The organism is Dictyobacter halimunensis (assembly GCF_036245075.1).
Genome location: NZ_BSRI01000001.1, coordinates 2209540 through 2224024, shown reverse-complemented (window position 1 = coordinate 2224024; position 14485 = coordinate 2209540). Strand labels below are relative to the sequence as shown.

At 52.2% G+C, this 14485-nt stretch carries 13 protein-coding genes; 8 read left to right on the top strand and 5 right to left on the bottom strand.

The genetic code is table 11. The features are described 5' to 3' along the window. Positions 1-2: 2 nt before the first annotated feature. A complete protein-coding gene (locus tag AABA21_RS08875; RefSeq protein WP_338248947.1) occupies positions 3-419 on the top strand; it encodes a cupin domain-containing protein in 417 nt (138 codons plus the stop codon). Positions 420-617: 198 nt separating this feature from the next. Here AABA21_RS08875 and AABA21_RS08870 read toward each other — a convergent pair whose 3' ends face one another. Further along, positions 618-1268, bottom strand: coding sequence for a uridine kinase family protein (locus AABA21_RS08870; RefSeq protein ID WP_338248937.1), 651 nt, complete (start codon positions 1266-1268; stop codon positions 618-620). A gap of 416 nt (positions 1269-1684) precedes the next feature. Here AABA21_RS08870 and AABA21_RS08865 point away from each other — a divergent pair, with 416 nt between their 5' ends. The 4 genes from AABA21_RS08865 to AABA21_RS08850 all read left to right on the top strand — a co-directional run bounded on the left by AABA21_RS08865 (position 1685) and on the right by AABA21_RS08850 (position 5933). Continuing rightward, the gene (locus tag AABA21_RS08865) at positions 1685-2695 is read left to right on the top strand and encodes a LacI family DNA-binding transcriptional regulator (protein ID WP_338248935.1); all 1011 of its coding nucleotides are present in this window, start codon (positions 1685-1687) and stop codon (positions 2693-2695) included. Positions 2696-2804: 109 nt separating this feature from the next. Further along, complete coding sequence (locus tag AABA21_RS08860) at positions 2805-4085, top strand: ABC transporter substrate-binding protein (protein ID WP_338248933.1); 1281 nt, start codon at positions 2805-2807, stop codon at positions 4083-4085. 55 nt (positions 4086-4140) lie between these two features. Next, positions 4141-5079 (top strand): carbohydrate ABC transporter permease, encoded by a 939-nt coding sequence (locus tag AABA21_RS08855; RefSeq protein ID WP_338248931.1) that lies wholly within the window; start codon positions 4141-4143, stop codon positions 5077-5079. Between the two features lie 20 nt (positions 5080-5099). Continuing rightward, on the top strand, positions 5100-5933 hold the full coding sequence (locus AABA21_RS08850) for a carbohydrate ABC transporter permease (protein WP_338248929.1): 834 nt from the start codon (positions 5100-5102) through the stop codon (positions 5931-5933). A 134-nt stretch (positions 5934-6067) separates the two neighbouring features. Here AABA21_RS08850 and AABA21_RS08845 read toward each other — a convergent pair whose 3' ends face one another. Together AABA21_RS08845 and AABA21_RS08840 are read right to left on the bottom strand one after the other, a co-directional pair. Further along, positions 6068-6475 (bottom strand): response regulator, encoded by a 408-nt coding sequence (locus AABA21_RS08845; protein ID WP_338248927.1) that lies wholly within the window; start codon positions 6473-6475, stop codon positions 6068-6070. 323 nt (positions 6476-6798) lie between these two features. Further along, entirely contained in the window at positions 6799-7794 is a 996-nt protein-coding gene (locus AABA21_RS08840) for a D-alanyl-D-alanine carboxypeptidase family protein (RefSeq protein ID WP_338248925.1), read from the bottom strand. A 555-nt stretch (positions 7795-8349) separates the two neighbouring features. On the opposite strand from AABA21_RS08840, the gene AABA21_RS08835 reads away from it, so the two are divergent. Continuing rightward, complete coding sequence (locus AABA21_RS08835) at positions 8350-9099, top strand: LysM peptidoglycan-binding domain-containing protein (RefSeq protein WP_338248923.1); 750 nt, start codon at positions 8350-8352, stop codon at positions 9097-9099. A gap of 189 nt (positions 9100-9288) precedes the next feature. Here AABA21_RS08835 and AABA21_RS08830 read toward each other — a convergent pair whose 3' ends face one another. After that, positions 9289-9579: an FmdB family zinc ribbon protein gene (locus AABA21_RS08830; RefSeq protein WP_338248921.1), complete on the bottom strand. Its 291-nt coding sequence runs from the start codon at positions 9577-9579 to the stop codon at positions 9289-9291. A 359-nt stretch (positions 9580-9938) separates the two neighbouring features. Here AABA21_RS08830 and fmdA point away from each other — a divergent pair, with 359 nt between their 5' ends. Next, positions 9939-11180, top strand: coding sequence for a formamidase (fmdA, locus tag AABA21_RS08825; RefSeq protein WP_338248919.1), 1242 nt, complete (start codon positions 9939-9941; stop codon positions 11178-11180). 84 nt (positions 11181-11264) lie between these two features. Next, positions 11265-12356, top strand: a complete 1092-nt coding sequence (locus tag AABA21_RS08820) for an urea transporter (RefSeq protein WP_338248917.1) — start codon at positions 11265-11267, stop codon at positions 12354-12356. Positions 12357-12447: 91 nt separating this feature from the next. Here the strand turns inward: AABA21_RS08820 and AABA21_RS08815 are convergent, their stop codons facing one another. Further along, positions 12448-13824 (bottom strand): lipid II:glycine glycyltransferase FemX, encoded by a 1377-nt coding sequence (locus AABA21_RS08815; RefSeq protein ID WP_338248915.1) that lies wholly within the window; start codon positions 13822-13824, stop codon positions 12448-12450. Positions 13825-14485: the final 661 nt, after the last annotated feature.

Below are 14485 nucleotides of genomic sequence, written 5' to 3'. Positions count from 1 at the left end.
GCATGGAAAAGCCCATTGATCCCCGCAGCGTCCCCACACAGACATTTGACTGGGGCATTATCAAATGGCTGGTCAAGCCTGAATACACCGTGGGCACAGGCCTGACCTTCGGCGAGGTCATCTTGCTGCCAGGCAAGGGACACGCACGCCACAATCATCCTGAATCTGAAGAGATCCTGTATGTACTCTCGGGCGAGGGAGAGCAGATGATCAATGATGGAGAGCCGTTCCCAATTAAGGCTGGTGACACCATCTATGTCTCCCTCGGCGTCTATCACTCCACCCTGAACACAGGCTGGGAGCCGCTGCGCCTGATCGCCCTGTACAATCCAGCCGGAGCCGAACGAGTCCTGGAGACGGCGCCCGATTTTAAAGAGGTGCCTGCCGGCCAATTACCAACCCTGCAACGCCCCGAATAAAAGCGGATCAACGTAGGTTCGGCCCTTGCGGCCAATTTCTCCTTTTTCGAGCGGAGAGGAGAAATTGGCCGCAAGGGCCGGCATTCTCGTGCGTCAACAGAAATCGGCCGCAAGGGCCGAACCTACGGGGTCGTGTGTATTGTTGCATTATATGATGATTTATGTTTGAAAGGCGTATAGGGATTGACGCATAAGATGTTATGCGTCGCGGTTGAAGAAGGTGTCGTAGGAGAAGGTGTCGTGGATTTCGAGCATGAAATCGGCGTCGCGCTCCTGCTGGAGGATCCAGCGGCGTTCGCCGAGCTCGACAAAGTGGCGGCGTGCATCAAAGACTTCGATCGGCTTGCCGCGCTCTTCCACATCGCGTACGCGCGCCCGCGCACGTCGAATCTCCAGGTCGGCCACCACAAAAATCTTGACGATGGAGTGCGCGTAATCACGAAAGAATTGTTCGCTGCGAATCGTATACAGTCCCTCGATGACTAATTTTTGTTGTGGGCGTAGATGCATCGGCTGATAGCCGACACGGCGGTTGGCAACAAAGCTATATTGAGGAATCAATGTCTGCCCCTGTTGCAAGAGCTCTTTAATGTTACGTCCTATTGCACGCATGTCGTAGGCTTCCGGGCTCTCCCACTGGGGGGCCGCCCCATAGATCTCGTCCTGCTCGATCGTGATATCTGCCTCATCCACGAAATAGTGATCCATCGAGAGCACCGCGGCATCAAAGTACTGTGCCAATTGTGTCGAAAAGGTGGTCTTACCTGAAGCGGCTGGCCCGGCAACGAGGTAGACCTGTGCGCGCGGCAGATCTTCTATGCGTGAAATCAGGGCAGGCATGCGTAACATTATAACTCCTTTAAAATCCTATTTACCATATAGCTTTTATATGCATGAATCGCAGGGGCAAAAAATATTAAGGCGATATTATGAATGTAAACTTCAGTTAATAATTGTACCCAACAATGATGGATTTGTCTATGTGTAGCTCGGGGGACGCAGGCGCCCCCATTCTCTTTTTGAGTAGAGAGCAAGAGGTGCGCGGATACGCACCTCTTGCTCTCTACTCAAACGACTTTGGAGTATCACACAGGAATGATTTTCATGCTGGTGCCTCGGGTGTGCAATGCACACCCGAGGCACCAGCATGAAAATCATTCCTGATAAGTTAAGTATTGACTTGGCGGGAAAAATATGTTAATTACAATTTAACATTACGTTTATCGATTAACTTGCGTTGGCTTCTACAAGGATGAAGGAGCTCCATGACAACTATTTATGATATTGCCAGGGCCGCAGGTGTGACGGCGACAACCGTTTCCAATGTGTTGTCGGGCAAAGGTTCGGTAAGTTCGGCCACGCGCGCAAGGGTGATGCAATGCGCAGAAGAGCTGAAGTACAGTCCGAATCTGGTTGCGCGCAGCCTGATCAAAGGGAGAACAGGCGTACTGGGACTGGCATTCCCATCAATCGATAACCCTTTCTACGCGGAAATCACAGCAGCGATGGAGCGGCTGGCCTACCAGGCTGGCTTCCGTATTTTTGTCTCGACATTCTCTAATGGCGACCAGACCGGGCAGGAGATGCTCAAAGATCTGGCCCTACGACGTGTGGATGGCGTGATTATCTTCTCGGCCGCCATCTCCCTTGATATTATTCAGTCGCTGTCCTTGCCGCATCTACCGATCATCTATTGTCTGGAAGAAGAGATGCAACCCTGTCCTTTTCCAGCTCTTTCCTATGACTTCTTCCAGGGTGGCAAATTAGCAGGAGAGCATCTTCTATCATTAGGACATCGGCATATCGGTCTGCTTACCGACCTTGGCGATCAAGATCAGTATTGCCACGTAGCCCGCGTCAAAGGATTGCAGGCGGCGCTGGCCGCTTACAACCTGATGCTTGATAGCCGCCTGATCAAAAACGGGCGATCCGATGTAGAGATAGGCAAGAGCGCGGGCTATGAACTCCTGACGCAGCCCGACCGTCCAAGCGCGGTATTCGCGACCAATGACATGATGGCTCTCGGCCTGATGGCGGCCGCCTGGGAACTGAATATTCAGATTCCACGCGATCTATCGATCATCGGCTTTGACGGCATCTCTATTGCACTCTACACCACGCCGCCACTCACCACCATCAAAGTTGATAGAGAGATGCTGGCGGCGGAGGCGATCAATCTTTTGCTACACAACATCGATCATCCCACATCTTCGCAGTCGATTGTGTTACCCGCCACGCTCCTTGAAGGCGCGTCAACGGGTCCACTTCTTCTATAAACAAAATCTGTGAAAGGGGGGAACATAGATAGTTCTTTCTACAGGAGAAAACGTTTTCTCCCACTACCAGGAATAAATGGGTTCAAGTTTCACGAAAGTGAGGTTCTGCATGAAGCACACTCCGAATCGTCCTTCGCGCAAGGTCGCGATCTCGATGGTAAGCATCGCATGCTTATTATCGCTCTTCGCGGTCATGCTAAGCGCCTGCTCGGGTCCAGGCTCCAGTCCAAAGATTCAGCTCACCCTGTGGTATTGGAACCGCTCAATCGATGACTCGCTCATCCAACAGGTGGGCAAGATATTCCCCAATATCGATCTGCAAGCTGAAAAGATCACCGATTACGATAGCAAAGTCAGAACGTCCATGGCGGGACATCATGGGGTCCCTGACATTCTGGGCATCAACTCCAACATCGCCACCTATTTTCCCGATGAGGACCAGTTTGTCGACCTGCGCACCCTGGGTGCCGATTCCATCAAATCGCAATATCTGGACTGGAAATGGAATCTGGGTGTGGCGCCCGGTGGCAAGCTGATCGCGCTACCGATGGACACGGGTCCGACCGCCCTCTTCTATCGCGAGGACCTCTTCGCCAAAGCCGGACTGCCAACCGATCCGCAGCAGGTCACCGACCAGTTAAAAAGCTGGGATGACTATATCCAGGCGGGCGTAAAAATGAAGCAGGCTACCAACGGCAAGGTGTTTATGTTTGACAACATCAACAACGTCTTCAGTCAGACGGTCGGTCAGCAAGCACTACAATATTTTGATCGCTCCGATAAATACATCGGCACCCAGGATAGCGTTAAGCAGGCATGGGCACTCGCCAGTAAGGTAAACAAGGCCGGCATCAGCGCCAACATCACTAACTGGAGCACTGAATGGAACGCGGGCGTCAGTAACGGCACGATCGCCTCATTTGTGGGGGCCGTCTGGATGAAGCAGGTATTGCAGGATGCCGCACCCAACACCAAAGGCAAATGGCGCATTGCCCGCAACCCTGGTGGAGACGGCAACTCCGGCGGCTCTTTCCTGGCCGTAACCAAAGCCAGCGCCCATCCCAAAGAGGCCTTTGAAGTGATCAAATGGCTTGAAAATCCTACCAACCAGCTGACCTCGTACAAGTCACTCCAGCTCTTTCCCTCGACCATCAGCACGCTCGATCAACCCGGTATGAGCGCGAAAGAAGACTTTTACGGCGGGCAGGACACCAACCAGATCTTTTCGGTGGCCGCCAAAGACATTCCTCGCTTCTACTTCAATGAGTACAGCGACATCGTCGGCGGAGCGTATAGCGATCAACTAAGCCTGATTGCACAGCAAAACAAAGATCCGCAGCAGGCCTGGAATGACGCTCAAACAGAAATTCAGAGACAACTGTTACGGTAGTAGCAAGCATCTGCTGTTACCCCTGTTATTCATTATCTAGAAGAAGGAGAGACACATGAGTAGTGTCAGTCCCATCGCGGTCCCCCAACGTCAGGCCCGGCCAGATGCTGTGATGAAGCCCAAGAGCGCATTCCGCAAATATCTACCCATGTACCTGTCGATCGCGCCATACTTTATCATCTTCCTGGCATTCAGCATCATACCCACCATCTTCTCGCTGTACCTGGCCTTCCAGAAGTGGGATGGCATCGGTCAGATGAGCTTTATTGGCTTCAACAATTTCACCTTTGCTCTCTCCGATCCCAAGTTTGGCATCGCCATCCTCAACACCTTTGAGATCTGGTTTATGTCAACCATTCCTATGCTCTTCCTGGCGTTGATCATGGCCTTCCTGCTCAACCAGCGGACCCGCTCCAAGTTCGCCTATCAGATCGCCTACTTCCTGCCGAACATCACATCGATTGTGGCCATTACACTGATCTTCAACTCGTTATTTGGCGAGCAGTTCGGCCTCATCAACACGGTGCTGACCGCCATGCACCTGCCAGCCGTACAGTGGCTCAGCGGCTTCTGGGCCATGAAGTGGGCCATCGCCATCCTCGTCATCTGGCGCTGGGTCGGCTATAACGCCCTGGTCTACATGGCGGGTCTGCAAAGCATCCCAAGCGACTTCTACGAGGCCGCCCGCATGGATGGTGCGAACACCATCAACATCTTCACCCGCATCACAGTTCCGCTGCTCAGACCGGTCATTCTCTTTACCGTCATCTCCTCCACCCTGGGAGGTCTGACCCTCTTTACCGAGCCAAAGATCCTCTACGGCGATAACGGAGGCGTCGGCAACCAGGGCTTGACCATGTCGCTGTATCAGTACTGGCAATCCTTCTCCACCTACCATTATGGATACGGTGCGGCCGTCAGTTGGATCATGTTCTTCATCTTGCTGGCCTTTACCTTTATCAACTGGAAGATCGTACAGCGCGGCGATAACTAAGAAGACAGAGGAGTCGATCAATGAAAGATTATGGCACACGTACCCAGCGTATCATCACACATATCATCCTATTAATATTCCTGGTCGCGTCCATCTTCCCATTTTACTGGATGATCGTGATGTCAACCAACATGACCAGCGACATCTATCGCATTCCACCAAAGATCATCTTTGGCGGTCAATTATGGGTCAACATTTCGCATGTGCTGCAGAATATTGACTTTTTCACCAACTTTGGCAACACCCTGCTGATCGCCGTCAGCGTCACGGTGCTGGTCCTCTTCTTCTGCTCACTGGCGGGCTTTACATTCGCCAAATTCGAGTTTCCCGGCAAAAAGGTACTGTTCGTCATCCTGCTGGGCACCATGATCATCCCCTCGGCCGGCTCGCTGGTAGCCTCGTTCGTCATCATGGCCGACCTGGGCTGGATCGGCACCTTCCTGCCCCTGATCATACCCAGCATGGTAACCGCCTTCGGCATCTTCTGGATGCGCCAGTACTCGCTCTCGGCGATCCAGAGCGATCTGATCGACGCGGGCCGCCTCGATGGCTGCAGCCACCTGCGCCTCTACTGGAACGTGGCCCTGCCAACCCTAAGGCCCGCGCTAGGCTTCCTGGGCGTCATCACCTTCATCAACGCCTGGAATGACTACCTCTGGCCTTTGATTGTGCTCAACGATCCCAAGACGTATACCCTGCAGATCGCCCTGGCACAATTAAACGGCGTCTATAGCACCGACTACAGCATGGTCATGGCCGGAACCCTCATGGCAACGATCCCTCTGATCATCATCTTCTTCATCGGCGCGCGCCAATTCATCGCCAACATCTCGGCCGGCGCCCTGAAATTTTAATTTCGAAGCACAGTAAAGCGGGGAGGTGCAGGAGGGGCGGCGAGCCCCTCCTGCCGGGGTTGGGGGTGTCCCCCATGCCCTATCCCCACTGCAGGCGGTCGCGCATGCGCGACCGCCTGCAAAAACGAAAGTCCCTATGCTTTCTTCTGTGAAGAAGCTTTTTTGTCAGAGTCGGGCAGCACGCTGTGAATCGCGTGCAGAATTTCATCAACATCGAAGGGCTTATAAACCACCGGGATACCTTTATCCTCCAGCACCGATTCCTGCTCGCGCACCTCATTGAGGGCGGCGGTACAGAGAATGATAGGGATCGCCTTGGTGGGAGGATACATGCGTAGCTTCTGCATCATGGTCCAGCCCTCTTGCTGTACCCCCATTTTTAAGTCAAGAATGACGAGATCAGGTTTGATACGCTCAACATCTGCAACATTCTCCATCGTTTCCACGGAGGTCACAGCCTCATATCCCTCGCCTTCAAGCAGCATACGAAATAAGTCAAGGATCGATTCCTCATCGTTGATGACCAAGATACGGGCAGACATAGTTTAAAACCTCGCTTTTCGAAACGTAGATAGAGAGATGAGTGCTGAGACAAAGTCAGGAGAGAATCCGATTGAAAATATACCCCCATAATACTCAGCCAGAACACACCAAATACGCATGCGACTGCACGCAAACACAACCGGTCAATACATATATCATAATAAACCACAATAAGCCACAACGCAATTTGTGGTCATATGAGTAGCATCAACGGCAGCTACATAATATCTAAACTTACCGGTGGAGAAACATTGGGGGTCTCAGGCCAGCTATTTTGAGACTTTTTCTGCCCTCACGTTATTTTGTTGTACAAACAACCCGGCTAAAGTTTGCCCTCCAATTTCAGAAAGCCCCAGTCCAGGAGATTTGAGACATCGGTATTGCGCTGTGCCTCATCCGCGCTATTGAGGATAGCGCCAACGATATAGTGTCCATCGCGCGCGGCGGCAAAGGCCAGGCAATAGCCAGCGATGCTGGAATGGCCGGTTTTCACGCCCAGCATGCCGGGATACGTCGAAAGCAGGCCGTTTGTGTTCGTCCAGTCATATTTGCGATGATACATCGTCGGTGCCAGACTATAAGATGTCTGCGCAACAATGCTGGCAAAGGTCTGATTCGTCATGGCATATTCAGCCAGTTTTGTCAGATCGGCCGCGCTACTCGTACTGACAGCGCCATCAATCGTCAGGCCGTCGGGATCCACAAAATGCGTCTGTGTCAAGCCCAGGTTAGCCGCTTTATTATTCATCATCACCACAAAATTCGGCGTGGAACCGCCAACATAATCGGCCAGCGCGGTCGCAGCATCAGCTCCGGAGGGCAGCAACGCGCCATACAAGAGATCCCTGATCCTGATGACATCGCCCAGGTGGAGCTGCGCGGTACTGGCGGTACCATCAGCGGTACGATCAACCGCATCCTGCGAAATGGTGATTTTGGTGTTTAAATTCACGTCGCTCTCAATAGTCAAGATGGCGGTCATGATCTTGGTGGTACTGGCTATCGGCATCACTTTGGTTCCATTTACGTTGGACAGCACAGTATTCGTATTGCCATCCACCATGTAGATAGCATCGGCCTGGGCCTGAGGCATCATACCACGAGGAGTCGGCGTCGGGGTTGGGATAGGGGTCGGCGTCGGCTCCGGCGTCGGCGTTGGCTCCGGTGTCGGAGTAGGGGTTGGCGTCGGCGTCGGATTTAAAGACCCCAACGCATCCATAATCTGACCATTCACAGGTGTAAATGTAAAGATATGGCAGGTAGATCCAAAGAGTAAAAGAATAACCACTATGACAATGGCGAAAACACGGCGTTCCATGCACAAGCTCCCGTCTAATAACAGAAATTTTTTTATAAGATACATCCAATAACACTATCGATTGAAGAGCTAATTTGTTAACAGTCTGAAAAGGTAATATTTCACTATTAAAATTTTACACCTACAGTAATCCAACAAAGATGTAGTATCTATTACAAGTGTATAGCATGTATGGTGCGATACATGGTCATAGAGAATAACACAAGTATACAGGCAAATAATCGAATTGGCTTCTTTAATGCGCTTATTGAAAATACTATCTGCAGTCCTTTTACATATTATTAACTACGCAACTAGGTAATTAGGGCTAATTTACATTGTATTTCTAGGTATACCACTGCATTTCATGGTATTCTACTAATGTTCCCGCAACGCCTGAGCAACAGGCTACTGGTTATATCCATTGGTTATGTGGATGAGGAACACCGCGTAAGCGAGCGGTACAGGAAGTTGTCTACTTGAAATGAGGAAACATTGCAGGTATATCAGACCCTTAGGAATCTCTTACAATCGGAAAAGTCAAAGCAGTCGAAGAAAAGTCATTTTATTGCGGTTATGGGAACAGTAGGTTTGCTCGGTGCTACTCTGGGAGTAAATGCAGTAACTCCTAATGTGGCGCACGCGGCAACAAGTACAGCGCACACAGCTACGGTTAGCACGACACAGGCGGCTTCTGCTTGCCCCAAAGTCTACACAGTGGTAGCTGGTGACACATTGAGTCAGATTGGTCAACGTTACTCGGTCAGCTGGTTAGCGCTGGCAGCAGTCAATAGCATTGCCAATCCAAATCTCATTTTTGTAGATCAACAAATTTGTATCGACCATACAGCTGTCAGTAAGGTAGCTAAGAGCGCCCCGGCAACTCCTCAGAGTGCGCCCGCGCCAGCCCCCGCTCCGGTACAGCAGGCTCCGGCACCAACGCCAGCCCCCGCTCCGGTGCAGCAGGCTCCGGCACCAACGCCAGCCCCCGCTCCGGTACAGCAGGCTCCGGCACCAGTCGCGCCAGCCCCCGCAACCACGCAAAGCGGCGACATCAATGGCATGATTGATGAAATATTTGGGCCCTATGCTGCGGGTGCCAAACATATTGCCATGTGTGAGTCAGGTATGAATCCCGGTGCCACCAATTCCTATTCGGTTGGTGGAAGTCACGCCGCGGGTCTCTTCCAGGTCCTGTATCCAAGCACATGGTACACCACCTCGCAGGCTGGTGCATCCCCATATAACGCCCGGGCTAATATCATTGCCGCCCACGATATATTCGTGCGTGACGGCTATAGCTGGCGTGAATGGACGTGCCAATAGCATAGCGTCCCGGGATAGAATTAAATAATTTTGTTGTTTTTAATCCAGTTATAGACAACTTCGCTTTTAACCTACCCAAAAACACAGGTGTCCGCGACTCTACGTGTAGAATCGCGGGCACCTGTGTTTTTCAGTGCCTTCACGCGGCACCGGGTGCCAGGACCAGAAAGGTATGCCGGGCACGCATCGCTACTCAAGCATCCAGGGGCGTCCATGCGAGCGTTGAATGATAGAGGGAGCGGTCAGTTCGCGCGGCTTTCCTGCCTCTTTGCGCACAACTTCTGGCTCGAAAGCGCTCTTCTCGGCACGATAACGGGCCCGGGCCAGTGCTGGTGGCGTACGCACCAGTCCCGGAGCAGTGTAAACCCGCCTGGCCTCCTGCTGGCAGACAGGACAGTACATGGGAGTGGCAGCATCGATCAGCGAGCGCCAGCACTCGAATGAACCACACTGCTCGCAGCAAAATTCATATCTTGGCATACTCATTCTCCATACTGCTTACTCTTCTTCAATATATCGATCCATCCACACAAAGATAGTATATAAATTCGTTGACTATTTGCAAACCATCTTTCTATTGATAAGTTAAAAAACGCTTGCTTTAGCTTGACAGAGAACTTTTTTTAGACTACCGTATTAGCGTACGCGGCGAAAGAAAAGGAAGTGTAAACCTGGGTTTCAGCTATGTTTAGGGGTACTACCCATGCGGATTCCTTTTTCTACATATCAATATATAGGATGCCAGCATCACGTAATAGTTCAATCGTATGGACCACGTCAAGCTTTAGATTGATGCACCTTTCTGCGTTACTAGATAGCACATGTAAAGGAAAACGATCATGACGACGACCACAACGATGAGACCTGAAGTGTTATTTGGCATAGATCTGGACAAACCTATGAGCCAGCAACAACTAGTTGGCCATAACCGCTGGCATCCAGACATCCCCGCGATAGCTTCGGTAAAGCCAGGGACAATCTTCAGGATGGAATGTAAGGACTGGACGGATGGACAGATTAAGAACAACGATAGTGCGAACGATGTACGCGATATTGATCTTTCAGTCCCCCACGTGCTTAGTGGCCCGGTCGCCGTTGAGGGTGCGGAGCCTGGAGACGTGCTTGTCGTCGACATTCTCGACGTAGCTCCATTCCCGGGTAAAGCGACTTCCTGGGGCTTCACCGGCATCTTCTCCCATGACAATGGTGGTGGCTTCCTGACGGATCATTTTCCCGATGCGCACAAGGCCATCTGGGACCTCAACGGGGTGGTGGCCACATCACGGCACGTTCCTGACGTACGTTTTGTAGGCATTCCGCATCCAGGGCTGATCGGCTGCGCCCCATCTCACGACCTCCTCAACGCCTGGAACAGGCGCGAGGCCGATCTGATCGCGACCGATCCCAATCGCGTTCCACCGCTGGCCCTCCCACCAGAGGAGAAGAACGCGGTGATGGGCTCGCTTAAGGGAAGCGACATGCAGAATGCGGCGCGTGAAGCGGCTCGCACCGTACCACCGCGCGAGCATGGCGGCAACTGCGATATTAAAAACCTTACCCGTGGCTCACGCGTCTACTTCCCGGTTTATATCAAAGGCGCCAATCTGTCGCTGGGCGATCTCCACTTCTCGCAGGGAGATGGTGAGATCACCTTCTGCGGAGCGATCGAGATGGCCGGCTATATTGACCTGCAGGTAGATCTGATTAAAGGCGGTGTCAACACCTACGGCATGCTGAGTCCCATTTTCAGGAGTAGTCCGCTGGAACCCCGCTACTCTAACTTCCTGGTCTTTGAGGGTATATCGGTCGACGAGGCAGGCAAACAGTATTACATGGATGCCCATATCGCCTATCGAAACGCGTGTCTGAGCGCGATTAGCTACCTCGAAAAATGTGGTTATACCGGCGAGCAGGCCTACATCATCCTGGGCGCCGCGCCAATCGAGGGCCGCGTCAGCGGTATTGTGGATATTCCGAATGCCTGCTGCTCGCTGTACCTGCCAACCGAGATTTTCGAGCGCGATGTTGAACCCATGAAGCACTCGGTTTCTCAGAAAAGGCAGGTAGCTGTCACCAGCTAAACGCAAGTTTGCTCTGTGGTCATGCTTTTTCTCCAGCCCGGATGCTGCTACCGACAGCATCCGGGCCATATGGAGGTGATAAAGATGGAACACGCAATATCCATGGAGCGCCTGACCACTCCCTGGGAGCGAATGACGAATGAGAACTGGCTACTCCGCTTTATAGATTCGCTCCTGCGTGGTTGCGGACAGGTAATGTTCCAGAACAATCCTCTCACCGGCCTCTTATTTTTGGTTGGAATCTTTGTTAATTCAGCGCTGCTGGGACTAGCTGGAATCATCGGGGTGGTGGTGAGTACCTTAACGGCGGTGGTGCTCAATGCGGACCGTGGTGCCGTTCGCGCGGGCCTCTTCGGCTACAATGGCATCCTGACTGGCATCGGGATCGCCTTCTTCCTCAAGTGGAACCTTACCTTACCGGTGTATATTATTCTGGCCAGCATCCTCAGCAGTATCGTGATGATGGGACTGATCAATATGCTGGGACCGCGCGATGTACCAGCGCTGACCGCCCCCTTCGTGATTACAGGCTGGATCTTTCTGTTCGCCGTCTTTCTGTTTAACCATCTGCAGCCGACGCAGGCGATACAGCCCGCTTTGCTAAAGCCCAGCGCAGCGGTACAGACCGACCTCAGGCCGCTGCCAATGTCGCTGACAGGCGCGGGTCTGACACCGCTCAATCTCGTGGAGGCCTTTTTCCGCGGCATCGGAGAGGTCTTCTTTCAGGACAATCTCCTTACAGGCATCATATTTCTGGTCGCCATCCTCATCAACTCACGCATCTCAGCACTCTTTGCCGCGCTAGGCTCGCTGGTGGGAATGCTGACCGCGCTCTTCCTGCTGGGTGGTAACGGGCACTGGATCTATCATGGCCTGTATGGTTTTAACGCTGTTCTGAGCGCAATTGCCATCGGTGGTGTCTTCTATGTTCTGAGCTGGCAATCAGCAATTTATGCCCTGTTGTGTGCCTTGATCTCGGCGATTGCGATGGCCGCGATCAGTGTCCTGCTCTCACCACTTGGTATGCCCGCATTAACGGGCCCCTTCGTCCTGAGCGCCTGGCTCTTCATTCTCCCCCGGACCGGTTTCCAGGCCCTGCATCCCGTTAGCCTGGCGGACGTCACGAATCCTGAGCGCATCCGCCACATGTATGACGAACACGCGCTGGCCCATTAAAAGCGTTGCCAGGTCTGGGGCAAAAAAAGCAGAGGTGGTATCGCGAGAGATACGCGATACCACCTCTGCGAGGGATTATATTTCAGGTTGCTCAGCCACCTTTTTCTGTTTTTGGGCTTTTTGATCGCTGGGAGTGGTGTTGTGGGAGCATCGGCATCAATGTCCGCACCAATAGCCGGTGTTTTGGGGACATCGGTAGCAAAGTCAGCGCCGATAGCTGGTGTTTTAGGTACCTCGGCGGCAAAGTCGGCGCTGATAGCTGGTGTTTTAGGTACTGCGGGGGCCGTCTTCGTGGCTTTGGCTGATTTCGTCGGTGTTTTAGGTGCCTCAGGGGCAACCTCCGGGCCGGCGACAGGAGAGGATGCGGCGGCGGTTTTTGGGCGGCTTCGCGGGCAGCTTTTTTCTCCTCGGCCTCCTTCAATTCTTTGGCTTTTCTCCTCGCGGCCTGTTGGCTGTCGTACCAGTGCTTGCCGTCCAGCAGCTTGCGATAGGTTTGATAGACAAGAGGACGGTAGACGAGATCTTGCGTCTCCAGGGAGCGCATGGCGTAGCCACCAAAGCCGCGTTTGAAGTTATAGACGCCATAGAGCTCGTTGCCTTCTTCCAATACATCGGGGATACCGCGTGAATTGAAATACCAGCAGCCATGGGATTTGGCCCAGCGAATGCGCTCCCACTGCAACAAGTAGTTGACGCGCATTTCGCGGGACTCATCGGAGGCCGCCTCGTACATATTCCAGCTCCAGCGTCCCAGGCGTACCACGATGGCGGCGGCGATGATGCGGTTGTCGTATTCCGCGATCAGCAGGGCGGCGTTGTCTTTGTACAGGCGCAAGAAATTCTCATAATATTCTTTGCCGAGCACCATGAATTCGCTACGCTCGCCGGTATCGCGATAGATGCGGTAAAAGGCATCGAGGGCGGACTGCTCATGGCTCTCGCGAATAACCGTGCCGGTACGTGCCGATGTACGAATGTACTGGCGCGTCTTCTTGTGCATTTTGGACATCAATTCCTGCTCATCACCACGGATATCTGTCACCCACTCGTGGCGCAGGTGATGGGCATAAGGGATGGAGCGGAAACCATAGTGGCGCAACGCGTTCAGCCAGGTCTTATCCTCATCGGGCACACCCGGCTCTATCTTCAGCATACAGGCGCCACGCTTATGCGCCTCCGCCTTGACAAAATTAAGCAGAATCGTCATCGCTGGCGACGCGGGGTTGTCAATAATGGGACCACGCGGAGCGTAAAAATAAGGGACACGCAGGCCGGGGACGGTAGATACAAGCACCAGCATGGCCGCGCAGAGCGAGCTATCTTCATTCACCACTCCGACGTGCAACGAATCGGCATGGCGCTTACTCATCAGCTCACCCCACTCATATGTCTGGGTAAGATTACATAATTCCGACGCCGCCACAAAGTCATTCCATTGCTGGCGATCAGTAATGATTTGCGCCTTCATGTTTTAAATCCTTCTCTTCTTCATTAATTATGGTGATCAGAAAGTTTCTGAAAAAGCTATCAAAATCAGATATGGGGAAATACCGCACTCTCAAAAACAAGAACGCTATATACCCATAAATTTATATATTGTTTCGGTAAAGCACGCAAAGATATAGCTCTAAGGTCCTCTTATAAGAAGACTGATTAAAGACAAACATGCTAATAAGCTGTTTTTTTCTGGAAGTTGGAGGTTTAGTGCCTTCGGCCATGACACTACGCGCCTACGGCGCTCAGCTATTATTATAGAGAGCGGGTGCACTGTCACATGGGGTGCGAATGCACCCCATGTGACAGTGCACCCGCTCTCTATAATAAAGAATGTAATGGAGCTTCAGCTCTATTTTCGATAGAAAGTGAGAGGGGAGGCTCGCCAAAAAAGACTATCACTATTGGCTTTGAAAGGGGAAAAGACTATCACTATTGGCTTTGAAAGGGGAAAAGACTATCACTATTGGCTTTGAAAGGGGAAAAGACTATCACTATTGGCTTTGAAAGGGGAAAAGACTATCACTATTGGCTTTGAAGGAGGGAAAGACTTATCACTATTGGCTTTGAAGGAGGGAAAGACTTATCACTATTGGCTTTGAAGGGGGGAAAGACTATGAGAGTTATATGCACAA

What these genes read in the sequence shown, in the direction of transcription:
- AABA21_RS08875 (WP_338248947.1), top strand. Translation starts at nt 3, where the DNA reads ATGGAAAAGCCCATTGATCCCCGCAGCGTCCCCACACAGACATTTGAC.
- AABA21_RS08870 (WP_338248937.1), bottom strand. Translation starts at nt 1,268, where the DNA reads ATGTTACGCATGCCTGCCCTGATTTCACGCATAGAAGATCTGCCGCGC.
- AABA21_RS08865 (WP_338248935.1), top strand. Translation starts at nt 1,685, where the DNA reads ATGACAACTATTTATGATATTGCCAGGGCCGCAGGTGTGACGGCGACA.
- AABA21_RS08860 (WP_338248933.1), top strand. Translation starts at nt 2,805, where the DNA reads ATGAAGCACACTCCGAATCGTCCTTCGCGCAAGGTCGCGATCTCGATG.
- AABA21_RS08855 (WP_338248931.1), top strand. Translation starts at nt 4,141, where the DNA reads ATGAGTAGTGTCAGTCCCATCGCGGTCCCCCAACGTCAGGCCCGGCCA.
- AABA21_RS08850 (WP_338248929.1), top strand. Translation starts at nt 5,100, where the DNA reads ATGAAAGATTATGGCACACGTACCCAGCGTATCATCACACATATCATC.
- AABA21_RS08845 (WP_338248927.1), bottom strand. Translation starts at nt 6,475, where the DNA reads ATGTCTGCCCGTATCTTGGTCATCAACGATGAGGAATCGATCCTTGAC.
- AABA21_RS08840 (WP_338248925.1), bottom strand. Translation starts at nt 7,794, where the DNA reads ATGGAACGCCGTGTTTTCGCCATTGTCATAGTGGTTATTCTTTTACTC.
- AABA21_RS08835 (WP_338248923.1), top strand. Translation starts at nt 8,350, where the DNA reads ATGGGAACAGTAGGTTTGCTCGGTGCTACTCTGGGAGTAAATGCAGTA.
- AABA21_RS08830 (WP_338248921.1), bottom strand. Translation starts at nt 9,579, where the DNA reads ATGCCAAGATATGAATTTTGCTGCGAGCAGTGTGGTTCATTCGAGTGC.
- fmdA (WP_338248919.1), top strand. Translation starts at nt 9,939, where the DNA reads ATGACGACGACCACAACGATGAGACCTGAAGTGTTATTTGGCATAGAT.
- AABA21_RS08820 (WP_338248917.1), top strand. Translation starts at nt 11,265, where the DNA reads ATGGAACACGCAATATCCATGGAGCGCCTGACCACTCCCTGGGAGCGA.
- AABA21_RS08815 (WP_338248915.1), bottom strand. Translation starts at nt 13,824, where the DNA reads ATGAAGGCGCAAATCATTACTGATCGCCAGCAATGGAATGACTTTGTG.